At 64.3% G+C, this 21,604-nt stretch carries 25 protein-coding genes and 1 tRNA gene; 7 read left to right on the top strand and 19 right to left on the bottom strand.

The window, feature by feature from the left end; genetic code table 11:
* The first annotated feature begins 1 nt into the window (after position 1).
* A complete protein-coding gene (gene truB, locus ESZ60_RS12250) occupies positions 2-895 on the top strand; it encodes a tRNA pseudouridine(55) synthase TruB (protein WP_134680969.1) in 894 nt (297 codons plus the stop codon).
* Positions 896-898: 3 nt separating this feature from the next.
* Here truB and ESZ60_RS12245 read toward each other — a convergent pair whose 3' ends face one another.
* The 10 genes from ESZ60_RS12245 to ESZ60_RS12200 form a co-directional block, all read right to left on the bottom strand.
* On the bottom strand, positions 899-1,318 hold the full coding sequence (locus ESZ60_RS12245) for a DUF6314 family protein (protein ID WP_134680967.1): 420 nt from the start codon (positions 1,316-1,318) through the stop codon (positions 899-901).
* A 69-nt stretch (positions 1,319-1,387) separates the two neighbouring features.
* Positions 1,388-2,350, bottom strand: coding sequence for an MBL fold metallo-hydrolase (locus tag ESZ60_RS12240; protein WP_245155679.1), 963 nt, complete (start codon positions 2,348-2,350; stop codon positions 1,388-1,390).
* A gap of 44 nt (positions 2,351-2,394) precedes the next feature.
* Entirely contained in the window at positions 2,395-3,042 is a 648-nt protein-coding gene (locus ESZ60_RS12235; RefSeq protein ID WP_134680965.1) for an RluA family pseudouridine synthase, read from the bottom strand.
* Complete coding sequence (locus ESZ60_RS12230) at positions 3,039-3,665, bottom strand: LysE family translocator (protein WP_134680963.1); 627 nt, start codon at positions 3,663-3,665, stop codon at positions 3,039-3,041. Before ESZ60_RS12230 ends, ESZ60_RS12235 begins: the two co-directional genes overlap by 4 nt.
* A gap of 2 nt (positions 3,666-3,667) precedes the next feature.
* Positions 3,668-4,024 (bottom strand): GFA family protein, encoded by a 357-nt coding sequence (locus tag ESZ60_RS12225; protein WP_134680961.1) that lies wholly within the window; start codon positions 4,022-4,024, stop codon positions 3,668-3,670.
* Entirely contained in the window at positions 4,021-4,416 is a 396-nt protein-coding gene (locus ESZ60_RS12220) for a GFA family protein (RefSeq protein ID WP_134680959.1), read from the bottom strand. Before ESZ60_RS12220 ends, ESZ60_RS12225 begins: the two co-directional genes overlap by 4 nt.
* Positions 4,394-4,852: a GAF domain-containing protein gene (locus tag ESZ60_RS12215; protein WP_134680957.1), complete on the bottom strand. Its 459-nt coding sequence runs from the start codon at positions 4,850-4,852 to the stop codon at positions 4,394-4,396. Before ESZ60_RS12215 ends, ESZ60_RS12220 begins: the two co-directional genes overlap by 23 nt.
* Positions 4,849-5,679 carry an NAD-dependent epimerase/dehydratase family protein gene (locus ESZ60_RS12210; protein ID WP_134680955.1) on the bottom strand — a complete coding sequence of 277 codons (831 nt, stop codon included), beginning with the start codon at positions 5,677-5,679 and terminating at the stop codon, positions 4,849-4,851. Before ESZ60_RS12210 ends, ESZ60_RS12215 begins: the two co-directional genes overlap by 4 nt.
* The gene (locus ESZ60_RS12205; RefSeq protein WP_134680953.1) at positions 5,664-6,509 is read right to left on the bottom strand and encodes a glycosyltransferase; all 846 of its coding nucleotides are present in this window, start codon (positions 6,507-6,509) and stop codon (positions 5,664-5,666) included. Before ESZ60_RS12205 ends, ESZ60_RS12210 begins: the two co-directional genes overlap by 16 nt.
* The gene (locus tag ESZ60_RS12200; protein WP_134680951.1) at positions 6,503-7,720 is read right to left on the bottom strand and encodes an NAD-dependent epimerase/dehydratase family protein; all 1,218 of its coding nucleotides are present in this window, start codon (positions 7,718-7,720) and stop codon (positions 6,503-6,505) included. The genes ESZ60_RS12205 and ESZ60_RS12200 overlap by 7 nt, the downstream gene beginning before the upstream one ends.
* Positions 7,721-7,876: 156 nt before the next feature.
* On the opposite strand from ESZ60_RS12200, the gene ESZ60_RS12195 reads away from it, so the two are divergent.
* The 5 genes from ESZ60_RS12195 (at position 7,877) to ESZ60_RS12175 (ending at position 11,593) form a co-directional block, all read left to right on the top strand.
* Positions 7,877-8,323 (top strand): RrF2 family transcriptional regulator, encoded by a 447-nt coding sequence (locus tag ESZ60_RS12195; RefSeq protein WP_134680949.1) that lies wholly within the window; start codon positions 7,877-7,879, stop codon positions 8,321-8,323.
* Positions 8,324-8,479: 156 nt separating this feature from the next.
* Positions 8,480-9,331, top strand: coding sequence for a shikimate dehydrogenase (locus tag ESZ60_RS12190; protein WP_134680947.1), 852 nt, complete (start codon positions 8,480-8,482; stop codon positions 9,329-9,331).
* A complete protein-coding gene (gene coaE / locus ESZ60_RS12185) occupies positions 9,328-9,924 on the top strand; it encodes a dephospho-CoA kinase (protein WP_134680945.1) in 597 nt (198 codons plus the stop codon). Before ESZ60_RS12190 ends, coaE begins: the two co-directional genes overlap by 4 nt.
* On the top strand, positions 9,917-10,633 hold the full coding sequence (gene dnaQ / locus ESZ60_RS12180) for a DNA polymerase III subunit epsilon (protein WP_134680943.1): 717 nt from the start codon (positions 9,917-9,919) through the stop codon (positions 10,631-10,633). Before coaE ends, dnaQ begins: the two co-directional genes overlap by 8 nt.
* A gap of 66 nt (positions 10,634-10,699) precedes the next feature.
* Entirely contained in the window at positions 10,700-11,593 is an 894-nt protein-coding gene (locus tag ESZ60_RS12175; RefSeq protein WP_245155678.1) for a YihY/virulence factor BrkB family protein, read from the top strand.
* On the opposite strand, the gene ESZ60_RS12170 is transcribed toward ESZ60_RS12175, so the two are convergent.
* From ESZ60_RS12170 to ESZ60_RS12160, 3 genes are read right to left on the bottom strand one after another with little or no spacing between them, the layout of a single operon-like run.
* The gene (locus tag ESZ60_RS12170) at positions 11,590-13,377 is read right to left on the bottom strand and encodes a sensor histidine kinase (protein WP_134680941.1); all 1,788 of its coding nucleotides are present in this window, start codon (positions 13,375-13,377) and stop codon (positions 11,590-11,592) included. The genes ESZ60_RS12175 and ESZ60_RS12170 overlap by 4 nt on opposite strands.
* Positions 13,378-13,388: 11 nt before the next feature.
* Complete coding sequence (locus ESZ60_RS12165; RefSeq protein WP_134680939.1) at positions 13,389-13,979, bottom strand: RNA polymerase sigma factor; 591 nt, start codon at positions 13,977-13,979, stop codon at positions 13,389-13,391.
* A 7-nt stretch (positions 13,980-13,986) separates the two neighbouring features.
* The gene (locus ESZ60_RS12160) at positions 13,987-14,133 is read right to left on the bottom strand and encodes a NepR family anti-sigma factor (RefSeq protein WP_134680937.1); all 147 of its coding nucleotides are present in this window, start codon (positions 14,131-14,133) and stop codon (positions 13,987-13,989) included.
* Positions 14,134-14,226: 93 nt separating this feature from the next.
* Between ESZ60_RS12160 and ESZ60_RS12155 the strand changes: the two genes are divergently transcribed.
* Complete coding sequence (locus tag ESZ60_RS12155) at positions 14,227-15,030, top strand: response regulator (protein ID WP_134680936.1); 804 nt, start codon at positions 14,227-14,229, stop codon at positions 15,028-15,030.
* 27 nt (positions 15,031-15,057) lie between these two features.
* Here the strand turns inward: ESZ60_RS12155 and ESZ60_RS12150 are convergent, their stop codons facing one another.
* The 6 genes from ESZ60_RS12150 to fdhE form a co-directional block, all read right to left on the bottom strand.
* On the bottom strand, positions 15,058-16,014 hold the full coding sequence (locus ESZ60_RS12150) for an NAD(P)H-dependent flavin oxidoreductase (protein WP_134680934.1): 957 nt from the start codon (positions 16,012-16,014) through the stop codon (positions 15,058-15,060).
* 76 nt (positions 16,015-16,090) lie between these two features.
* Positions 16,091-17,146, bottom strand: coding sequence for an aldo/keto reductase (locus ESZ60_RS12145; RefSeq protein WP_134680932.1), 1,056 nt, complete (start codon positions 17,144-17,146; stop codon positions 16,091-16,093).
* Positions 17,147-17,293: 147 nt separating this feature from the next.
* Positions 17,294-17,389 (bottom strand) — tRNA-Sec (locus tag ESZ60_RS20770).
* 5 nt (positions 17,390-17,394) lie between these two features.
* Entirely contained in the window at positions 17,395-19,320 is a 1,926-nt protein-coding gene (gene selB, locus ESZ60_RS12140) for a selenocysteine-specific translation elongation factor (RefSeq protein ID WP_134680930.1), read from the bottom strand.
* The gene (gene selA, locus ESZ60_RS12135) at positions 19,317-20,654 is read right to left on the bottom strand and encodes an L-seryl-tRNA(Sec) selenium transferase (RefSeq protein WP_134680928.1); all 1,338 of its coding nucleotides are present in this window, start codon (positions 20,652-20,654) and stop codon (positions 19,317-19,319) included. Before selA ends, selB begins: the two co-directional genes overlap by 4 nt.
* Positions 20,654-21,562 carry a formate dehydrogenase accessory protein FdhE gene (fdhE, locus tag ESZ60_RS12130; protein WP_134680926.1) on the bottom strand — a complete coding sequence of 303 codons (909 nt, stop codon included), beginning with the start codon at positions 21,560-21,562 and terminating at the stop codon, positions 20,654-20,656. Before fdhE ends, selA begins: the two co-directional genes overlap by 1 nt.
* Positions 21,563-21,604: the final 42 nt, after the last annotated feature.

Genomic DNA, 21,604 nt, shown 5'->3' with positions numbered 1-21,604 from the left:
CATGGCGCGGAAAAACGGACGCGAGATCCACGGTTGGCTGATCGTGGACAAGCCCGCAGGCGTGGGCTCGACCGATGTGGTGGGCAAAGTCCGCTGGGCGCTGGACGCGAAAAAGGCGGGCCATGCCGGGACGCTGGACCCCGATGCGACGGGCGTGCTGGCGATTGCTCTGGGCGAGGCCACCAAGACCGTGCCGATCCTGACCAATGCGCTGAAAGCCTATGATTTCACGGTGAACTGGGGGGCGGAAACCAGCACTGACGACGCCTCTGGTCAGGTGGTCAAGACCAGCGACGTCCGCCCCGATGCCGATGCGATCCGCGCGGTTCTGGGCGAGTTCATCGGCGATATCATGCAGGTTCCGCCCGCCGTCTCGGCGGTAAAGGTCGATGGCGCCCGCGCCTATGATCTGGCGCGCGAGGGCGAGGTGGTCGAACTGGCCGCGCGTCCGCTTTGGGTCGAGTCGCTGGAACTGCTGTCCACCACGGAGCACAGCGCCGAGTTGCGCATGGTCTGCGGCAAGGGTGGCTATGTCCGCTCGATCGCCCGCGATCTGGGCCGCGCGCTTGGCTGCCTTGGCCATGTCGATCACCTGCGCCGGATCTGGTCGGGGCCATTCGAGGCCGAACAAGGTATCAGCTTCGACCGCATCGACCGCGCCAATCAGGCCGAGATCGAGGCCGCTTTGCTGCCCCTGCAATCCGCTTTGGCCGACCTGCCCGAGATGCAGGCCACGGAAATCGGTGAGACCCGTATCCTGAACGGCAATCCCGGTCAGGTTCTGGGCCATGCCGAATTCGGGTCGGAGGTCTGGGTCAGCCGCAATGGCCGCGCCTTGTGCATTGGCCGCTATATGTCGGGCGAGGTCCAGCCGAGCCGGGTCTTCAATCTGTGACCCCTAGCCTGCGTGCCCGGACGCGGGTAGACGGCTGTAATGGCTGATGCTGCAATAGTTCTTGCGCGGGCCAGTAACCTCCCAGATCTCGACCCAGGCATGGCCCGAGAACAGGAAGCGCCCTTGATAAAGATCGTCGCCGCAATGATGCGTCACCTGCTGCTGCGGGTTGGGCGTGAGCGCGATGAAGAACGAACCATCCGGGCGGCGGATCACCAACTCGCTCGGCTGCCAATCCAGCAAATAACGGCGCTCGGCTGGAAAGGTCTGGTCGCGAAAGCGGATCGTGCCTTCCTCAAAGAATGAGGTCGGCGTGATCTCGGCCTGACCCCGAAAGAGCGATATCCAGCCCGTCGCGGCGTCAGAGATGCGCCGCCTGACGCGCCAATTGCCCAGAAACGCCTTGGGATCAAGTTCCGCCACGCTGCCTGCCCCTTGCTACCTCTGATGCACCTAATGCATCTGGCAGCAAGGGACCATAGTCTGGCCCTTCTAGCCCGCGAACTGATAGGTCGCGGGAACATAGCGGAAATGGCCCTCACCGTCGCCGGGCGCGATATAGCCAAGCGCGGGATAGGGCATGTGATAGCCGACAAAGGGAATGCGCTCCTCGGCCAGACGCGCCAGAACCTTCTTGCGGGTCTCGGAGCCCATATCCTTGTCCACGTCAAATCGCACATGCCATTCGGGGCGCTGCACCGAATAGACGTAATGGTTGAAGCTGTCGGCGGTGATCATCAAGCGCGCACCGTCGCTTTCCAGCAGATAGGTCATGTGGCCGGGCGTGTGACCGGGTGCTGCGATGGCATGGATACCGGGCAGGACCTCGGCGCGATCCTCGATCAGGGTCGCCTTGTCGATCAGCGGCGCGACATGTGTCTTGTAGGGATCGCCCGGATTGGCAGCCCAATATTCGGCCTCGGCCTTGGGGGCAATCAGCGTCGCATTGGGAAAGACCGGCGCGCCGTCCTTGGTCAAACCGCTGATATGGTCGCCATGCATATGGGTCAGGATGACATGGGTGACATCGCCCGGCGCATAGCCCGCCGCCGCAAGCGCAGCCACTGTCACATCCGGCACCATGCCGGTGTCAAAGATCGCCAGAGCTTCGGGCGTCTTGACCAGTGTCATGGTGAAAGAGTTTCCGGCCTTCTCGGCGGGCAGGAAATTCGCCTCGCTCAGCAGTGCCCATTCCGACGGATCGGCGTTCAAACCAAAGGTTTCGATCGGCTTTTCGCGCATATTCGTGCCGCCAAGCAGGGTCGAGACCTGAAAATTTCCCAGTTTGATGGTGTGGGCCTTGCCCTCGGCCGCAGCCGCAGGCGCGGCGGTCTGCGCCGCTGCGGGCAGAGCGATCAGCGCAGGCAGCGCACCCCCAAGCTTCATGGCATTGCGACGGCTGATTCCGGTCTTGGTCATGATCCCGCTCTCCATCTGGTTGATGAGGCTGAACATAATCCAGTTTCCGCGATTCCCTTAGTGAAACCGTCGTGAGGTGCTCAGAAGGGTGCCGGAGCGGTAAAGCTCTGCATGACCCCGGTCTCGGGGTGCTTGAAGCGCAGGCTCTCGGCATGCAGCATCAGGCGCGGGAAATCGGCGGCCGCGCCACTCGCGTAAAGCGGATCGCCAAGGATCGGGTGACCCAGCGAGGCCATGTGGACGCGCAACTGGTGGCTGCGGCCGGTCACGGGCGACAGGCGGACGCGGGTTTCGCTGTCATTTGCCCGGATCACCCGCCAATCGGTCTGAGCCGGGCGTCCGGTCTCGTGGCAAACCATCTGGCGAGGGCGGTTCGGCCAATCGACGATCAGCGGCAAATCGACCTTGCCGGATTTCTCGGACATGCGGCCCCAAAGCCGGGCGATATAGGTCTTCTTGGTCTTGCGATCCTCGAACTGCTTCGAGAGATTCCTCTGGGCATGAGGTGTCAGGCCAAAGACCATGACCCCCGAGGTGTCCATGTCCAGCCGATGCACCAGCAGCACGGTCGGAAAGGCGCCGCGCAACCGCTCGATCAGACAATCGGTGCGATCCTCGCCCCGGCCCGGCACGGAGAGCAGGCCCGGGGGCTTGCTGACGACCAGCACCTCGTGATCGGCATGCAGGACCTCGGGCTGCTCGTCCGTAGGCTGGTAAACAAAGCTCATTTGGTGACCAGCCGCAGCGCAAGCGCCGCAAACATCACCGCGGCGATGCGGTTCACGATGCCAAGCCGCTTGCCGATGACCTGACCGGCATAGCCCGCGACCACGCCATAGCCCATCGTGACAAGCGTGCCCGAAACCGTGAACATCAGCCCCAGCCCAAGGATCTGCTGCCAGATTGGGCCGAATTCCGGCCTTGTGAATTGCGGCAGGAAGGCCAGCAGGAACAGGACCGGCTTGGGGTTCAAGAGATTCGAGAGCGCACCGCGCCGGATGATATTCCACGTGCTCGATGCCGCGCGGGCGGTGGGGTCGATCTCGCCGGCGGTCCAGCTTTTATAGGCGAGCCAGAGCAGGTAACCCGCGCCCGCGAATTTGATCGCGACCAGCGCCTCGGGATGGGCGGCGACCAGCGCGCCAAGCCCGATCGTCGCCATGACGACATGGCAGATCACGCCCAGACCGACGCCGAAGCCCGCGAGCGCCCCGGCGCGCGGCCCGCTCTGGATGCCGCAGGCGCTGGCAAAGAACACATCCTGCCCCGGCGCGAAATTCAGCACCAACGCTCCGGCCATGAAGGCCAGCAATTGCTGAGCCGGAAAATTGGCAATCGTATCCCAGATCATGGTCAGAGCCCGTAATAATCGCCGTGGTTCTCGGGGAAGGAGGGCGCACCCAGCCTTAGCCCTGTGGGCATATCAAACGCACCGGCGGAAACGTCAACCTTTGCCGCACCGTTCCGCCGCCAGAACAGCGTCGAGCCGCATTCACCGCAAAAACCCCGCTGCGCCTTGGGCGTATGGCTATACCAGCGCAGGCCGTTGTCGCGGGTAAAGGCGATCTCATCCCAGCGCATGGTCACATAGGCCCAGACATGCCCCGACCAGTTGCGGCACTGGCTGCAATGGCATTCATGCGCTGTATGGGCGCGGGTCGCGACGGTGAAGGCCACCGCCCCACACAGGCAGCGACCCGACCCCTTCATTCCGCCGGATCCTGTGGCAGGCCGTCCTTGATCTCGTAATAATCGCCCTTGTCGGCGACGAAGATATGGCCGAGCAACTGCAGCCCGGTCGGGCTGTCCAGCGCACCCGCCGCGACATCGATGATGTCCGAGCCATCGCGCTGCCAGAACAGCGACGAGCCGCAATCCTGGCAGAAACCCCGCCGCGCGAAATCCGAGGCGCGATACCATTTGGGCTCGCCCTCGATCTGCATCGACTTCGGCAGGATCGCGGCCCAGACATGACCGGACCAACGCCTGCATTGGCTGCAATGGCAGGCGTTCAGCCCATGGCTGTCGTCATAAGTGCCGTGAAAGCGGATCTTGCCGCAGAGGCAATGACCGGTGAACTCAGTGACGTCCGAAGGTTTCATCCAGGATCTCCTGCAGGCGGTCTGCATCTTCCTGGGTGAAAGCGTCGGGTTGGTTGCTGTCGATGTCAAGAACGCCGATCAGGCGCTCGCCCGCGGCAAAGACCGGCAGGACCAGTTCCGAGCGGGTCGAGCTGGCGCAGGCGATATGGCCGGGGAAGGCCTCGACATCGGGGACAAGCTGGGTCTGACGCGTGCGAGCCGCCGCCCCGCAGACACCGCGCGAGAAGGGGATGACGAGGCAGCCATGCCCGCCCTGATAGGGACCGATTTTCAGAAGCTCCGGCTCGGTCACGCGGTAGAATCCGGTCCAGTCGAAGCGATCGTCGGCGTGGTGAATCTCGCAGGCCAGCGTCGCCATCAGCGCGACCTCGTCGGTTTCGCCATGCGTCAGGCTGCGGATGGTCTGGGCGAGTTCGGTGTAATCGACCTTTGTCATGCGTCTTCTCCTGTGGCGTCGCGCAGGATGCTTTGCAGGTCCGCATGCAGACGCGCAAGCCCATCCGGTCGCCATCCCAGATCGAGCAGCCTTGCGCAGAGCGGCACGCGCAGCAGGCTGGCATCGGCGCGGGCGGGCGGCTGGTGGTGGCTGCCGGTCAGGACCGCGATGCCCGAGAGAAGCTCGTGATGGTCAAGGATCAGGTCGCCGACATTGTAGCTGCCCGACATCTGAGGGTCGGCAAGGACCAGCATCGCGGCCTCGCCCAGATCCGCGCCATGCACCTCGGTCGCGACGCGCGAGGGGACGGGGTGTCCGTCCAGAAAATCCCGGATCAGCCCCGCCCATTTCTGCGGCTGGCCGGGACCGAAGACGCCGGTCGGGCGCAGGCTGGCGGTGCGGAAACCGGGGGCGGCAAGGGCGGCAAGCTGAGCCTCGGCCTGTGCCTTGACCTCGCCGTAAAGGCTGGTGGGCGCGGGGGCGAGGCCGTCGGCAAGCTCGGTCCCCGCCGGGTGGCCGTCATGGACCGCGCGCGAGGACATGAAGATCACTCGCCCGACGCCCTGACCCCGTGCCACGTGAAACAATGCCTGCGAACCGTCGAGATTGGCGCGGATGAAACCTGCGCGGTCCGTTCCCTCGCCGCCTCGATACTTGCCGGGCAGATGGTGGAAGGCGCAATGGATCAGGGCGTCGCAGCGACTCAGGTCCGGAGTATGGCCCAGACGCCAGCCGGGCAGGGGATCGACCTCATGCCCCGCGGCCAGCGCCGCACGGGCGATCCAGCGGCCGACAAGGCCCGAGGCTCCGGTCAGCGCGATCCGCATTCCGGCCCCGGAAGGTCACGCGGATCGGGAACCGGCCCGTCCGAAGCATGGGCTTTCCACAAATCTATCAACAGGCGCAATGGGTCGGATTTGGCATGATCCTGCCACGGTTTCTCATATTGGAAATGCAGCACGCGGATATCCTGCCAACGCCATAGATCTGGGAGATTGAGCCAGACATACTGCAACATGTTGTCGAAAACCGGCAGCCCATGCCAGTTCGGGAAGTAGCTTTCCAGAAAGGTCTGATCGGTGCGCCGCCAGAAAACGCCGGGCTGATCGAGGCGTTTCAGCATGGCCTGAAACGTCGCCTGAGATGGCCTCGCGGTAAAGACGCCAGAGTTCAAACGGTGGAAATCGCCCAGAGTTTCATAGACATTCGGGGCTGCCGAGAATTCGGGATAGTCGAAAAGCCGGTCGATGTTTTGCAGCACGATCGCATCGGCATCGATGAAGACCACGCGCTCGTAATCCAGCTGCCACAGCCGCAGCTTGGCGAAATTGTCGAGGGGCGTGTGGAAGGGCGGCTTCTCGCCCTTGGTGAAGGGGGCCGCGCCATGCAAACGGGCGCGGGCATGCAATTCGTTGAACGCATCCGAGGTCGGCAGCAGTTCGACCCGAACCGTGCGGACATCCAGCGCGCGCAAGTCATCCACAGTCATGTCCGGCAGGTCGGTATAAAGCAGGACCAGATCGGCCCCGGTCCCGGTCCGGCGCAGCGAGCGGAACAATGCCGCCGCGCCGATGGCGTAATCGGGATTGGTCGCAAGCGTGACAAAGGCGCGGTCAGACCGCGCCTTGCCCTCAAGATGGATGCCGGACGTCACGATACGGAACGCAGCCTCTTGCCTTCGGGGTCATGCTCGACGCGCTTGGCGAGGTCCTTGGTCCATGCGCTGACGGCAGGCACGCGCGAGCGGTCGATGCGATGGGCATATTTGCGCGCGACTTCGACGACTTCGGAAAGCAGCCCCTCGGCCAGAGTGATCGGCCTCAGCCCAAGCGCAAGGAACTGGTCGTTCTTGACGATCAGATCGTTCTCTTCGGCCTCTTTGCGCGGGTTCGGCAGGAAAGCGACCTCGGCCCCGGTCAGACGGCCGACCAGTTCCGCCAGGTCGCGCACCCGGTGCGTTTCGGTCATCTGGTTGAAGATCCGAACCCTTTCACCCGAGGCGGGCGCATCGCGCAGCGCCAGTTCGATGCAGCGCACCGAGTCCTGGATATGGATGAAGGCGCGGGTCTGACCCCCGGTGCCGTGGACGGTCAGCGGATAGCCGATCGCCGCCTGAATCAGGAAACGGTTCAGCACCGTGCCGTAATCGCCGTCATAATCGAAGCGGTTGATCAGTTGCTCGTGGCGGCGGGTCTGGTCGGTATGGGTGCCCCAGACGATGCCCTGATGCAGGTCGGTGATCCGCAGCCCGTCATTCTGGGCATAGAACTGGAACAGGATCTGATCGAGGCTCTTGGTCATGTGATAGACCGAGCCGGGCCGCGTCGGATAAAGGATCTGCTGACCGCGCGGGCCGGTGGGCGTCTCGATCTGGACATCGAGATAGCCCTCGGGGATGGGCGCGCCGACCGAGGAATAGCCGTAAACCCCCATCGTGCCGAGATGGACCAGATGCGCGTCGATGCCGGTTTCAACAAGGGCCGCGAGCAGGTTATGCGTCGCATTGGTGTTGTTGTTGACGGTATAGACCTTGTGGCGGTCCGTTTTCATCGAATAGGGCGCGGCGCGCTGCTCAGCGAAATGGATGACCGCGCCGGGGCGCGTGTCGGCGAGCCATTGCTTGAGCCGCTCGTATTCGGTGGCAAGGTTCAGCAGGTGGAAATGGATCTTGCGGCCGGTTTCCTGATGCCAGATGCGGCAGCGCTCTTGGATGGAATCCATCGGCGTCAGCGATTGCACGCCCAGTTCGGTATCGATCCAGCGGCGCGAGAGATTGTCGAGAATATGGACCTCATGGCCCAGATCCGAGAGATGAAGCGCCGTGGGCCATCCCACGAACCCATCACCGCCGAGAACCGCAATCCGCATTTTCGTCCCCCTCTTCTTTTTGCGCGGCCAGAAATGCGCGCGGGATGTGTCAGAAAGATAACGCTTTGAAGACGGTATTGTGTTCCATTCAAACTGCCGGACGGGAATTTATGTGAAACGATTGCAAGCCTGCCCCGCGGACATTATTGAATTTCCATGATCTCGCAGAAAACCAAATATGCCATCAAGGCCCTGATGGCGCTGGCCGATGAAGTGGCCGCCGGCGGAAACGCGCTGACGATCGAAGAGATCGCGCTGCGCTCGGGTGCGCCCAAGCGCTTTCTCGAACATATCATGCTGGAACTGCGAAATGCGGGCTATGTCGGCTCGCGCCGGGGCCGCTCGGGCGGCTATATCCTGATCAAGCAGCCCAAGGAAATCTCGATCGGCGAGTTGCTGCGGCAGGTCGATGGGCCCATCGCGCCGCTGCCCTGCCTGTCGCGCCGGTCCTACCAGCGCTGCGAGGATTGCACCGACGAGGCAAGCTGCCGGTTGCGCAAGATGTTCGGGCAGGTCTTCTGGTCCTATCTGCTGCTCATCGAAAGCCTCACATTGGCCGATCTGGTCGAAGAGGGCGGATTGCCCGAAATGGCGGGGGCCTGAGGCCCGTCCACGCCGGGCAAAGGTTGCCATTCTGCCATGCCCGGGGCGCGGGCTTTCCTGCGCGGCTTGACCGCGCCTTGCCGGGGCTGCACTTCTCGGCGGCATATTGATCTCTACCGAGTGGCCGCCCCGCCCCAGCCTTCAGAAAGTGCAAACATGCCGGACAGCCAGCAAAGCGCCCGCCCCAATTCGCCCATCGCCGGTGTCATCGGTTGGCCGATCGCACATTCGCGCTCGCCGAGGCTGCACGGCCACTGGCTGCAACGCTATGGCATCAACGGGCATTACATTCCGGTTCCGGTGATGCCCGAGCATCTGGCCGAGGTGCTTCGCGCCATGCCGCGCATGGGCTTTGTCGGAGCGAATGTCACGATCCCGCACAAGGAAAGCGTGTTGGCTCTGGCCGATGTCGTCACGGATCGCGCCGCGCTGATCGGGGCGGCGAATACGCTGATCTTTCGCCCCGATGGCAAGATCCATGCCGACAATACGGATGGCTACGGCTTTATCGCCAATATCCGCCAGAACGCACCGGGCTGGATCCCGGATCTGGGGCCTGCCGCCGTGATCGGGGCCGGGGGTGCGGCGCGCGCCGCCGTCGCCTCGCTTCTGGAGACCGGGGTGACCGAACTGCGCATCACCAACCGCACCCGCATCCGGGCCGAGCAGATCCGCGCCGAATTCGGCGCCAAGGTCGTCGTCTATGACTGGGCGCAGGCCGGCAACATGCTGGAAGGCGCGGTGACGGTGGTGAATGCGACCTCGATGGGGATGGAGGGCAAGCCAGCCCTGCGCATCCCGCTCGACGCGCTGGCGCCCGGCACGCTGGTCACGGACCTCGTCTATGCGCCCTTGATGACGCCATTCCTCGAAGAAGCGCAGGCGCGCGGATGCGAGATCGTCGATGGGCTGGGGATGCTCCTGCATCAGGCGACGCCGGGTTTCGAGCGCTGGTTCGGCCATCGCCCCGAGGTCGATGACGAATTGCGCCGCATCGTTCTGGCATGAGCTTCGTTCTGGGCCTGACCGGCAGCATCGGGATGGGAAAATCCACCGCCGCGGGAATGTTCCGCGAACTGGGCCATCCGGTCTGGGATGCCGATGCCGCCGTCCACCGGCTTTACGCCAAAGGCGGTGCGGCAGTCGCCAAGGTGGCCTCGGCCTTTCCCGGGGTCTGGAAGCAAGGGGCGATCGACCGCGCGGCGCTGAAATCGGCACTGGCCCAGGACCCGAGCGGCTTTTCCCGGCTGGAAGCGATCGTCCATCCTCTGGTCGCGGGCGACCGGGATGCGTTCCTGCGCCGCTATGCCGATGCGCCGATCGTGGTACTGGATATTCCTCTGCTCTATGAAAACGGCACCGAGTCACAGATGGATGGCGTGGCGGTGGTGTCTGCCTCTCTCGACATTCAGCGCGCTCGGGTGCTGAGCAGGCCCGGCATGACGGAAGCGGCGTTCCAACTGATCCTTGCGCGCCAGATGCCCGATGCCGAGAAACGCGCACGGGCGGATTGGGTGATCCCGTCGGAGACGCTTGAGGATGCGCGCGCCGCGATCATGGACATCTGCCGCGAGATCATGGCAGGAAGGCCCCATGCGTGAAATCGTTCTGGATACCGAAACCACGGGCTTCGACCCCGCCACCGGCGACCGCATCGTCGAGATCGGCGCTGTCGAGCTGATGAACCACCTGCCCACAGGGCGGACGTTTCACGTCTATATCAACCCCGAGCGCCCGATGCCGCAGGAGGCTTTCGAGGTCCATGGGCTGGGCGACGACTTCCTGCGCGACAAGCCGAAATTCGCACAGGTGGCAGGCGATTTCGTCGAGTTCATCGGTGCGGACGCCAAGCTGGTCATCCACAATGCCCAGTTCGACATGAAGTTCCTGAATGCCGAGCTGACACGGCATGGCTATCCCGCGATGCCCTATTCGCGTGCGGTGGACACGTTGGAACTGGCGCGCCGGAAATTCCCCGGCGCGCAGAATTCGCTCGACGCGCTGTGCCGACGCTTCCGGATCGACAACTCGAACCGCACGCTGCATGGCGCCTTGCTGGATAGCGAATTGCTGGCCGAGGTCTATCTGGCGCTGCGGGGCGGCCGCCAGCCGGGTCTGGTGCTGGAAAGCGGCATCACCATCGGCAGCGGACCCGGCGCGCAGGCCGGCGCGGCCACGCCGCGCGGACCTCGGCCCCGCCCGCTTGCCCCGCGCCTGACCGCCGCCGAGGCGGCGGCGCATCAGGCATTCGTGGCGAAGCTCGGCGAAAAGGCCGTCTGGCTACGCTACCGCCTGGAAGAAGTCGTCTAGGCGGTTGCGAATTCGCCCCCGAGCGCCGAAGCTGGGCCTTCGCAAAGGGGACCGACGGCGAGGGGCGTGGCATTGCTGAGGGATTGGTGGCAGTTCATGCTCGCGCTCTTCGAGCGGATGGACAAGGTCCACATGAGCCTGATCGCGGCGGGTGTCGCATTCTACGCGATGTTCGCGGTGTTTCCGGGCCTGGCCGCACTCTTTGCCCTCTGGGGATTGTGGTATGATCCGCATCTGATCGAGGAATATGTCCATACCACGGATGAGTTCATCCCCTCGGGCGCGGCCGAAATCATCTACGGGCAGGTCAATTCCCTTATCGCGGCGGGTCGCACCCAGCTTGGCTGGACGACGGCGATCTCGTTCCTGATCGCGACGATCTCGGCGCGCGCCGGGGTCGATGCGCTGATCCGGGGCTTGAACGCGGCCTATGGCGTGCGGTCGCATTCCACGATCTGGGGCTTCCTGCTGGCCTATCTGCTGACCCTCGCCATTGTCGGCGTCGTGATCCTGGGGCTGGCGGTCATCATCGTGGTTCCCATCGCCTTCAATTTCCTGCCCGATGTGCCCATGCGGGCATGGCTGATCGGATCCGTTCCCTGGGCCGCGATCTTTTTCATCGTGCTGGTCGTCATCGGCATCCTGTTCCGCTACGGGCCGAACGTGAAGACGCCCCGCACCTCGATCTTTACCTGGGGCTCGATCTTCGCGGCCCTCGCCTGGGCCGGGGCCAGCTATGGCTTTTCCGCCTATCTGGGCAGTTTCAACAGCTATAACAGGATCTATGGCTCGATCGGGGCGGTGATCGCGCTGCTGATGTGGTTCTATCTGGGCGGATTTTCCGTGATGCTTGGGGCGATTATCAATCTGGAACTCGCGCGGCACCGTCGTGTCGCGGCGGCGCAGGAACTGCGCCGGGCCGCCCGTGCCGAAGCCGAGCGCAAGAGCGGCCAGCCCTAGTGCCGCGAACCCGGCCGCGCCGCCGAGGTCAGGACGACATCGGTCCCCGCCATGCCGCCCGGCCGTTTCTGCACGGAATCGACGCGGAAACGCAGCCTGAGTGAAAAATAGCCCGGATGCTGCTCCATCTCGGCCTTGCCTTCGAGTTGCGATGCGAAGGCCTCGATCAGCTGGCTGCCAAGCCCGGTTCCCTCGCTCACCCGCGCGGCATGGCCGGTCGAGTTCTGCACTTCGAGTATGGCATGCGAGGGCCCGTCCGGTCGCAGGCTGACCTTGACCCACGCGCCGCTCCCATCCAACCCGGTGCCGGAATATTTCAGCGCATTGGTGAAGGCTTCGGTCGTCAGGAGCGAGAGCGGCACGGCCTGATCCGGCATCAGGACCAGCGGGGAAAGGTCGGTCTCGATCCGCAGGCCGATGCCCGGCTCGACCGAGGCGGTGGCCATCTGGTTGATGATGTCCTCGATCAGACGCTCGGCCTCGACGGAATCCAGATGCTCGGCCTGATAGAGGTTGCGATAGATCGTCGCGAGCGAGGCCACCCGGTCCTGCACAGAACGCAGCACCCGGCGGGCATCGGCGTGGTCGATCATGCGGATCTGCATGTTGATGATCGAGGCGATGAGCTGGAGGTTGTTCTTGACCCGGTGATGGACCTCTTTCAGCAAGACGGTCTTTTCTTTGACCGCGGCCTCCATCGCGTCCTCGTCCCGGATCAGGATGCGCGCCATGTTGTGAAATGTCGCGCTCATGTCCCCGATCTCGGTCGGAGCGTCCTGAAGCACCGGCGGCGGCGCCGAGCGGTCCCCGATCGCAAAGCGCCGCATCTGTCCGCGCAATTCGCGAATGTGGCGCAGAACCAGTCGATAGACCGCGAAATAAGCCACGGCGAGCGAGGCGCCCCACAGGATCAGCGGCAGGACCAGCGCCGTGCGCCGGGTCTGGTCGATGCCCGCAGCCCCCGATTCCGAACGGTTCCATGATCCGATCGCGTAAACGAGGCTTGGCACCACCGGGACGACGCTGAAGACCCGCCGCTCGCCTTGCGCGGAATAGTCGGAAAAGGTCGTCTCGCTGCGCGAAAGCAGCGAGGGCAGGGATTTGCCGCGTGGCAGGAGTTCCTCGATCGAGCCCGATCCCGGCGCGCCGGACAGAACCTGGCCAAGCGCGTTGAAGGTGATGACCCGGACATTATCGGATTCGAGCCCCGCGACATGAGTCGAGCGCAGCAGGTCTTGCGACATGGCCACGCCGATATGTCCCAGCAGTTCCTGACCGCGATAGAGCGGCTGGATCACGATGACCGACGGCGTTTCCGTCGAGGCGCCGACCCGGCTGGTCGTCACCAATGTTCCAGGAGCGTCGCGAAACTGCAGATAGGCCGGGTCCGAGGACATATCGTGATGCGTGCCGGGCAGCGACGAGCATTCCGTGATCCCGTCGAGCCGGGTGAAGCCCGCATAGGAAAAGTTGACCGCGCGCTGCAGGAAGGTTCGCATGATGTCCGAACAGGCGCGCGGATTGCCCATCGTCTCGAGCACCGCTGGGCCAAGCGCGTCGGCCGTGCCGATCGCGCCTTGCAGCAACGCCCGTTCGCCTGCGGCCGCCGTAGCGGTCCGCCCCAGCAGACCGATATCGGACGACCGCTCGTATTCATGGGATAGGTGAAGGGTCTGAATGACCGAGATCAGTCCGATCGGCAGGATGGCCAGCGACAGCAGGCCACCAAGACGAAAGCCCAGCCCCTTGGTGAACTCCAACCCTTCGAGCAGCCGGCGCAGCATGCGAGCCTGGCCTAGCGCGTTATGGGCGTATTCTGCGCCATCACCGCCAAGGTCGCGCGGTCGGTCATGTCCAGTTCTTCGCCCTGCTCAAGCTTCAGAAGCTCGGCCAGACGACGCCGACCGCGATTGGCCCGGGATTTGACCGTGCCCACGGCCACGCGGGTCATCTCGGCGGCTTCCTCATAGGAGAAACCCGATGCTCCGACCAGGATCAGGGCCTCGCGCTGCTCATCCGGAAGCTGCTGGAAGGCGACGCGGAAATCATTGAGCGCCAGTCTTCCGTCATGGTCCGGCCGGGTCGCCTGCCGCGCGGCATGGATGCCGTCGGTGTCGCTGACCTCACGCTTTGTTTTCCGCCTGGCCGAGTAGAATGTATTTCGCAGAATGGTGAATAACCATGCGCGCAAATTCGTGCCCGGCTGGAATTTGTCGATATGTGTCCACGCCTTAACGATCGTGTCCTGGACAAGATCATCAGCCGACGAGCTTTCCCGCGTCAGGGAAAGCGCAAATGCGCGCAGCGCGGGCAGATGATCGACCAGCTCATTTCGTGGATCGGAATGTTTTTGCGGGCTTCGCACCGATCTGGCCTCTCCGGTCATCGGTAAATCACCCCTGTTCTCTCAGTTTATCAAGTAGTTCCAGAAATCTGGGTGGGATTTTCTCGGTCGAGTCCTGCTCGTAAACCCGTTTCAGGTTTTCATCGATCTGTTTCTCGATCGCCGCCTTTCTGCGATCCTCACGCCGTTCACTCATTTTTAAGTTATTCCCGAAATTCTTGTGCGCACAGTTTTCAACAGTTACGTATCGGATCAAGTTCCATGTGAGTACCTATAATTTGAGGATGACATGCCAAACGGAGAACTGGTCCAGTCGATTGGCCGCGAATTGCCCTATTTGCGCCGCTATGCTCGGGCACTGACCGGTAGCCAGACCGCGGGCGACAACTATGCCGCCGCCACGCTCGAGGCCATTCTATCCGATCGCAGCCTGATCGACGGGATGGACACGCGCGTCAGCCTTTTCCGGACTTTCCATGCGATCTGGCAAAGCTCGGGCCAGCCCGTCGACCATGATGGACAGTCCAATCAAGAGGCCCGTGCACAGCAGTTGATGCGCAGGCTGACACCGAATTCCCGCGAGGCGCTGCTTTTGCGCACGATCGAGGAATTGCGCTATGACCAGATTGCCCTAGTCATGCAGATCACCCAGAGCGAAGCGGAAGAACTGGTCCGCATCGCCGTGGATGAAATGGGCCAGTCGCTGGCCGGCAAGGTGATGGTGATCGAGGACGAGACGATCATCGCGATGGACCTGAAGGGTATCGTTCAGGCCATGGGTCATTCCGTCACCGGCGTTGCGCGCACCCACAAGCAGGCGGTCGAGCTGGCGCAGGCCAAGCGGCCGGACCTGATCCTGGCCGATATCCAGCTGGCCGATGGCTCGTCCGGCGTCGATGCGGTCAATGAGCTTCTCTCGGAAATGGGCGAATTGCCGGTGATCTTCATCACCGCCTTCCCAGAGCGGCTGCTGACCGGCAACCGTCCCGAGCCGGCTTTCCTGATCTCGAAACCCTATAGCGAGGAACAAGTCCGCTCCGCGGTGAGCCAAGCGATGTTCTTTGCCTCGACCGAGGGCCTCAGCACGGTCTGACGAGCAGGGGGCGGCGTCGCCGCCGCCTCAGCCAGGGAATACGGCCCGCCGCGCCTGCGCATATTCGTCCGCAAGACGGTCGATCAGCGCGGCGGCGGGCTGAATCTCGTTCACGGCGCCGATGCCCTGGCCTGATCCCCAGATCTTGCTCCAGGCCTTGGCCGCGCCGAAATCCATACTTGTCGGGTCGGCACTGGCCAGCGCCGCCGGGTCCAGCCCTGCATTGCGAATCGAAGGGGCAAGGTAATTGCCATGCACCCCTGTGAAGAGGCTTGAATTGACGATGTCCTCGGCCCCGCTCTCGATGATCATCTGCTTGTAATCGGGCTGTGCATTGGCCTCGGCCGTCGCGATGAACGGGCTGCCGATATAGGCCATATCCGCCCCCATGACCTGCGCCGCCAGGATGGCGCGGCCGGTCGCGATCGCGCCGGAAAGCAGCAGCGGCCCGTCGAACCACGACCGGATCTCCTGCACAAGGGCAAAGGGGGATTGCTGCCCGGCATGGCCCCCGGCCCCTGCCGCCACGGCGATCAGCCCGTCCGCACCCTTGTCGATCGCCTTACGCGCGAAGGTATTGTTGATCACGTCATGCAGCGCGATCCCGCCGCAATCATGCGCGGCGGCATTGACCTCGGGACGCGCGCCAAGGCTCGTGATCCAGATCGGAACCTTGTGGCGGTGGCAGATCTCGATGTCGCGTTCCAGCCTCGCATTGCTGCGATGCACGATCTGGTTCACCGCGAAAGGCGCGGCCGGCTGGTCCGGATGCGCCTGATTGTGCCGGTCCAACTCTTCGCTGATCCGGGTCAGCCATTGCTCGAGCATCGCTGGCTCGCCCGCCTTTTCGCGGGCATTCAGTGCCGGAAAGCTGCCGATGATGCCGGCCTTGCATTGCGCGATCACCAGTTCCGGCCCCGAGACGATGAACATGGGCGAGGCCATGACGGGAAGGCGCAGATTTGCAAGAATGGGCGGCAGCATGACGGTTCCTCCGGTGGTCACGGGCGGCAGGTTGCACGGCCCGCCCATGACTGCCAATGGTGCCGTGGCGTCCGCCTCAATAGGGCATCGGCATGGCGCGGTGCAGACGGTCGATCTGTCGCAGCACGTCATCCGACAGGACTAGGTCGATGCCCTTCAGCAGATGCTCAAGCTGGCCGCGATCCGTCGCCCCGATGATCGGAATCGCGGCGAAGGGCCGCTGGCGGGTGAAGGCCACCGCCATATGGATCGGGTCGAGCCCGAATTCATGCGCAAGCGCGTGATAGGCGGCAACGATTTCCGGCGCACGCGGGGTGCGGCGGCCGCCCAGATCACCGGGTCCGCCATGCAGCTTGTCCACGGCGGCGCGGCTGCCCTCAGGCTCTTGGCCGGTCGCGTATTTCCCGGTCAACAGCCCCGCCGCCAGAGGCGAATAGGCCAGAAGCGTCACATCCTCATTGACCGCGACCTCGGCCATATCCGTGTCATAGAGGCGGCAGAGCAGCGAATATTCGTTCTGCACCGAGACGACGCGCGGCGCGCCGATCCGCTCGGCCATGTCGATCCAGCGGGTCGTGCCCCATGCGGATTCGTTCGACAGGCCAAAGGCGCGGATCTTTCCGGCCTTCTGTGCCTCGGCAAGGGCCTCGAGCACCTCGGCCATATGGGAAAGGGTCTTTTCGCGGTCCTGCTTGGCGGGATTGTATGCCCAGTTTTGGCGGAATGCGTAGCTGCCCCGGACCGGCCAGTGCAGCTGGTAGAGATCGATATAATCGGTCCGCAGCCGCTTGAGAGAGGCGTCGATCGTCTGGCGAATGATCCGGCCATCATAGCCCTCGCGCCGGATCTTGTCGCTGGGACCGGCGACCTTGGTCGCAATCTCGACCCTGTCACGGCCGCCGCGACCGGCCAGCCAGGCGCCGATAAATTCCTCGGTGCGGCCGACGGTCTCACGCTCGACCGGGTTCACGGGATACATTTCGGCCGTATCGAGAAAGGTCACCCCCGCCTCGAGCGCCATATCCATCTGGCCATGGGCATCGGCCATGCCGGTCTGGTTGCCAAAGGTCATCGTTCCCAAAGACACCGCACTGACGGATACGCCGCTGCTTCCAAGCGTCAAACGTTGCATCGAAACCCTTTCGTCTGTTTGGCAAGCTCCGGCATCGACTCCGGGCCGGTCACCCTGCTACCTAGCCCGGCGCGTCCGGGGACGAAAGCGTGAACACGGCGTGGAACTCCGGGCCTGCGTCCTGTCTCGTCCTATCCACAAGCGCCGTGGCGGAAGAGAATGGGAGTCGAACCCACCCGGGACAGGCTCGCTGCCCCAACCGGATTTGAAGTCCGGCCGCCCCACCGGGGACGATTCTCTTCCAGCATTCAGCGGTCGGGCCGATCCGGGGTGAACAGGTCGATCCGATGCGGATTGATGCACCGCAGATCGCCCCGGCGCAAGGTCAGACCGAGCCGGTCGAAAAAGTCCAGAATCTGAATCGCGACCTTTCTGCCGTTCTGCACCCGATCGCGAAAGGCCGGCGCGGTGAACCAGCCGCTCTCGGCTGCTGCACCCAGTTCCCGGATGATACTGACCATCTCGACCGTGGTCGCACGGGCAAAGAAATGGTCATGCGCGATCTGATCGATCCTGCCCTGACGGGCCGCCATGCGCAGGATGCGGCGGATCTCGGCCTCATCGACCTCGAGAAGTCCCGCGAAATCGCGCACACGCGGAGGGCGGAAACGTTCTTCCTCAAGCAGATGGGGCAGGATGCGGGCATAGATCTGTTCATCCTCGTCCGAAAGCCGCGGAAGGTGGCCCGGCAGACGGGTAAAGGCCCCGTCAAGCACAACCGCTCCGGCCAGCGCCTCGGCCCGGAGAAAGGCCGCGAAATCAGTCTTTTCCAGACGCGGCACCAGCAAGAGCCGCAGCCGCTCACGTCCCATTCCCTGCAGATCGGCGTTCTCGGCATGAAACTCGGCCAGCAGGTCCTGCATCTGCCGACGCAACCCCGCGGCAAGCGCGGGCGAAAGCGCCTGCCGCGTGCCCTCGATCACCGCAAGGACCGAGGCGGCAAGCGCCGCATGAAGCTGACCAGGCGAAAGCGCGCGGTCCCGCCCGAATGCGTCAAGATCGACAGGCCCGGTCTCGCCCAAGGCGGCAAGCGCCTGCGCCGGATCCGCCAAGGCCAGCCCACGCAGATTGGCAAGCCGCTCGGGCCGCGAGCGGCGGCGGGCGGGGGCGCGCAGGTCGATGACCCGGCCGCCGCCAATGGTGCGGCGGGCGGTGACATCGCGCAGGATGAAGCGGTCGCCCATCGCGGCCGCGAGCGGACGATCCAGCACGATCTGCGCCAGCCCCTCGTCGCCGGGAAGAAGCGGCCCTTCGAGCGGGACGATCCGCGCACCCAGTTCCGCCGCGCCGATATGAAGCCGCGCGGGAAACCATGTACCAAGGGGCTTTGGCTCGGAAGCAAGGGCGCGAAGCTCGACATCCATCCGCATACTGGGCAGGTGCAGCACCGGATCCAGCGCCATATCGCCGCGCGAGATCGCCTCTCGGGTGATCCCCTCGCCGCTAAGGTTCAGGGCGCAGCGCTGACCGGCGAATCCTCGCTCGGATTTGCGGTTCTGGGCATGGATGCCGCGCACGCGTGCGGAAAGACCCGAAGGGCTGATCCGGATGTGATCTCCCACCGCGATTTGTCCCGAGATCACCGTGCCCGTAACCACGGTCCCAGCACCCGCCAGCGTAAAACTTCGGTCAATGGCCAGCCGGAAGCGGGCATCACTCGCACGGGCCGTGATCCCCCTTTCAGCCTCGGCCAAAGCCGATTTCAGGTCACCGATTCCGGCTTCGGTCAGCGACGAAACCGGAAAGACCGGCGAAGCGGCCAGTCCGGTCGGGGCGAGCAATTCCGCGATCTGGGCCTCGACCTCCGCGATGCGGCTTGAATCGACGAGATCGGATTTCGTCAGCGCCACGATTGCGCGCTGCACGCCCAGCAGATCCAGAATGGCAAGGTGCTCGCGCGTTTGCGGCATGATCCCGTCATCAGCGGCAATGACCAGCAGCGCCAGATCGATCCCGCCCGCGCCCGCCAGCATGGTATGGACGAATTTCTCATGCCCCGGCACATCGACGAAACCGGTGATCGGGCCGCCGCCCAGATCGGCATAGGCGAAACCCAGATCAATGGTGATGCCGCGCGCCTTCTCTTCGGCCAGTCGGTCCGCATCGACTCCGGTCAGCGCCCTGACAAGCGCGGTCTTGCCATGGTCGATGTGACCCGCCGTGCCGACGATCATCCCGCGATGGCGTCCAGAAGCGCCGCGTCATCCGGCAGGCAGCGCAGATCGAGGATCAGCGCGCCGTCATGAATGCGCCCGATGATCGGCGTGGCAAGGCCGCGCAGCCGCTCGGCCAAGGCCTCGGGCGCGAGTGAAAGGGCAATCCCGGCGCTGGGGATCGTCTCGGTCGGCAGCGCGCCCGAGCCGATCTGGCTTGCGCAATCCACCACCTCGGCGCGGCAGTTAAGCGCGGCTGCGAGGCGCGGCGCGAGGCGCTCGGCCTGCGCGCGGATCTCGGCGGCGGGGCGCGAGAGCAGGCGCAGGGTCGGCAGTCGCTCGGCGAGGCGATCTGGGTCGCGGTAGAGCCGCAGGGTGGCCTCGGTCGCGGCGATACGGATCTTGTCCATGCGCAAGGCACGTTTCAGCGGGTTCTTGTTGATCGCGGCGATGATCTCGCGCTTGCCGACGATAAAGCCCGCCTGCGGCCCGCCCAGCAGCTTGTCACCCGAAAAGGTCACGACATCCGCCCCTTCGGCCACGGCTTCGGCCACGGTGGGTTCGGGCGAAAGCCCCCAGCGGCGCAGATCGACCAGCGTGCCCGACCCAAGGTCATTGACCAACGGCAGGCCCGCATCATGGGCGATGCCGGCGAGCTCGGGGGCGAGCACCTCCTTGGTGAAGCCCTCGATCCGGTAGTTCGAGGTATGGACCTTCATCAGCAGCCCGGTCTCGGGGGTGATCGCCTCGCGGTAGTCCTTGGCATGGGTCCGATTGGTGGTGCCGACCTCGCGCAGCTTGCAACCCGCCTGCTCCATGATCGCGGGCATGCGGAAGGCGCCGCCGATCTCGATCAGCTCACCGCGCGAGACCACGGCTTCGCGGCCCCTCGCGAGGGTGTTCAGCACGATCAGCACCGCCGAGGCATTGTTGTTGACGACCGTCGCGTCCTCGGCCCCGGTCAGTTCGCAAAGCAGGCCGCGCAGATGGCTGTCGCGCTCGCCGCGCCCGCCGGATTCGAGATCATATTCCAGCGCGGCGGGCGCACGCATGGCGGCAATGGCGGCATCAACGGCGGCTTCGGCCAGCAGCGCACGTCCCAGATTGGTATGCAGCACGGTGCCGGTCAGGTTCAGCACCGGGCGCAGACGGGATTGCGCCCGCGCCGCCATTCCGGAGCCGACCCGCACAAGGATCTCCGGTGCATTCGGCACCGGATCGGGGCGGTTTTCCCGGATCGCAGCAAGTTCGGCGCGCAAAGCCTCGGTAACGGCAAGTCGGCCGTGGGATTGGATCAGCGGGCCGCAATCGGCCAGCAACCGATCAACCGAGGGCAGTGACCGCAGATCGGTCATCAGTAGCCCACGAGAAACGGATTGAAACCGCCGCGCGTCCATTCGGTGTCGCGCATCATCAGGTCGAGGCCAAGGCTCGCAACGTCATCGGCGATGGGCTCCAGCGTGGGGTTCTTGTTTTGGTAGAGGATCTTCACCCAATGGCCGCATTCGCGGCAGATCTCGGCCTTGACGCTGGCCTCTTCGGTCTCGACCGAGCGATAGGTGATGCCCTTGGTCGAGCCGCAGCAGGTGCATTTCACCCGCACTTCGTTCCACAGCGTCTGGCAGGTCGCGCAGGCGCAATAGCGTGCGCCCTCGGCGCCCATGTTCTCGGTGACCATGGTAGTTGCGGGACGCCCGCCGCAGGCCGGGCAGATGCCGGTCTTGATCGGTACCATTTGTTCCACGTGAAGCCCTGAGGCCATCATCGCGGCATGGACCTGCAGCGCCGCCGCCGCGAAAAGATGCGGGGCCACGGAATCCCCGGGGATGGCATCGGTCAGGACATTGCCGATGACCCAGTCGCGGTCGCTGGCCTCTGCCGCTTGCAGCGCCCGAAGCGCCAGCCGCGCGGGTTCGGGCATTTCGACGGTGGCAAGCTTTTCGCAGAGCCGGTCGAGCACCTCGGACAGCCCGTCGCGCATCGCGTTGCGGTCCAGGGGCGGCATCCGGTTCGCGCGCGCAAGGGCGATGCGCTCTTCTGGGATGGGCGCAGATGAGGGCAATTCGCGGGCAAGTTCCGCCTGCGCGTGGGCCACGGCCCCCAGAAAGCGCAGATAGGGCGCGAGATTGGGGCTGTGCAGCGCTAGGAACTCGAAGCGTTCGGCGCGGGTGATGAAAAGCCCCTCGGGATCAGGCAGGCGCGCCAAGGGAAGCTTGGGCACGCCGCCGATCATCGAGGGGTCGGGTTTCAGTGTCGAAGTCATAGCGTCCATCTGGCCAATCGGCCCCCGGAAGGGGGCCTTTGG

The sequence above is a fragment of the Paracoccus ravus genome, assembly GCF_004522175.1.
In the GTDB taxonomy this organism is placed as follows: Bacteria; Pseudomonadota; Alphaproteobacteria; order Rhodobacterales; family Rhodobacteraceae; genus Paracoccus; species Paracoccus ravus.
This window is presented reverse-complemented; position numbering and strand designations above follow the sequence as displayed.

Coding starts and splice junctions, on each gene's coding strand:
- truB (WP_134680969.1), top strand. CDS start 2: ATGGCGCGGAAAAACGGACGCGAGATCCACGGTTGGCTGATCGTGGAC.
- ESZ60_RS12240 (WP_245155679.1), bottom strand. CDS start 2,350: ATGTTCAGCCTCATCAACCAGATGGAGAGCGGGATCATGACCAAGACC.
- ESZ60_RS12235 (WP_134680965.1), bottom strand. CDS start 3,042: ATGAGCTTTGTTTACCAGCCTACGGACGAGCAGCCCGAGGTCCTGCAT.
- ESZ60_RS12230 (WP_134680963.1), bottom strand. CDS start 3,665: ATGATCTGGGATACGATTGCCAATTTTCCGGCTCAGCAATTGCTGGCC.
- ESZ60_RS12225 (WP_134680961.1), bottom strand. CDS start 4,024: ATGAAGGGGTCGGGTCGCTGCCTGTGTGGGGCGGTGGCCTTCACCGTC.
- ESZ60_RS12220 (WP_134680959.1), bottom strand. CDS start 4,416: ATGAAACCTTCGGACGTCACTGAGTTCACCGGTCATTGCCTCTGCGGC.
- ESZ60_RS12215 (WP_134680957.1), bottom strand. CDS start 4,852: ATGACAAAGGTCGATTACACCGAACTCGCCCAGACCATCCGCAGCCTG.
- ESZ60_RS12210 (WP_134680955.1), bottom strand. CDS start 5,679: ATGCGGATCGCGCTGACCGGAGCCTCGGGCCTTGTCGGCCGCTGGATC.
- ESZ60_RS12200 (WP_134680951.1), bottom strand. CDS start 7,720: ATGCGGATTGCGGTTCTCGGCGGTGATGGGTTCGTGGGATGGCCCACG.
- ESZ60_RS12195 (WP_134680949.1), top strand. CDS start 7,877: ATGATCTCGCAGAAAACCAAATATGCCATCAAGGCCCTGATGGCGCTG.
- ESZ60_RS12190 (WP_134680947.1), top strand. CDS start 8,480: ATGCCGGACAGCCAGCAAAGCGCCCGCCCCAATTCGCCCATCGCCGGT.
- coaE (WP_134680945.1), top strand. CDS start 9,328: ATGAGCTTCGTTCTGGGCCTGACCGGCAGCATCGGGATGGGAAAATCC.
- dnaQ (WP_134680943.1), top strand. CDS start 9,917: ATGCGTGAAATCGTTCTGGATACCGAAACCACGGGCTTCGACCCCGCC.
- ESZ60_RS12170 (WP_134680941.1), bottom strand. CDS start 13,377: ATGCTGCGCCGGCTGCTCGAAGGGTTGGAGTTCACCAAGGGGCTGGGC.
- ESZ60_RS12165 (WP_134680939.1), bottom strand. CDS start 13,979: ATGACCGGAGAGGCCAGATCGGTGCGAAGCCCGCAAAAACATTCCGAT.
- ESZ60_RS12160 (WP_134680937.1), bottom strand. CDS start 14,133: ATGAGTGAACGGCGTGAGGATCGCAGAAAGGCGGCGATCGAGAAACAG.
- ESZ60_RS12155 (WP_134680936.1), top strand. CDS start 14,227: ATGCCAAACGGAGAACTGGTCCAGTCGATTGGCCGCGAATTGCCCTAT.
- ESZ60_RS12150 (WP_134680934.1), bottom strand. CDS start 16,014: ATGCTGCCGCCCATTCTTGCAAATCTGCGCCTTCCCGTCATGGCCTCG.
- ESZ60_RS12145 (WP_134680932.1), bottom strand. CDS start 17,146: ATGCAACGTTTGACGCTTGGAAGCAGCGGCGTATCCGTCAGTGCGGTG.
- selB (WP_134680930.1), bottom strand. CDS start 19,320: ATGATCGTCGGCACGGCGGGTCACATCGACCATGGCAAGACCGCGCTT.
- selA (WP_134680928.1), bottom strand. CDS start 20,654: ATGACCGATCTGCGGTCACTGCCCTCGGTTGATCGGTTGCTGGCCGAT.
- fdhE (WP_134680926.1), bottom strand. CDS start 21,562: ATGACTTCGACACTGAAACCCGACCCCTCGATGATCGGCGGCGTGCCC.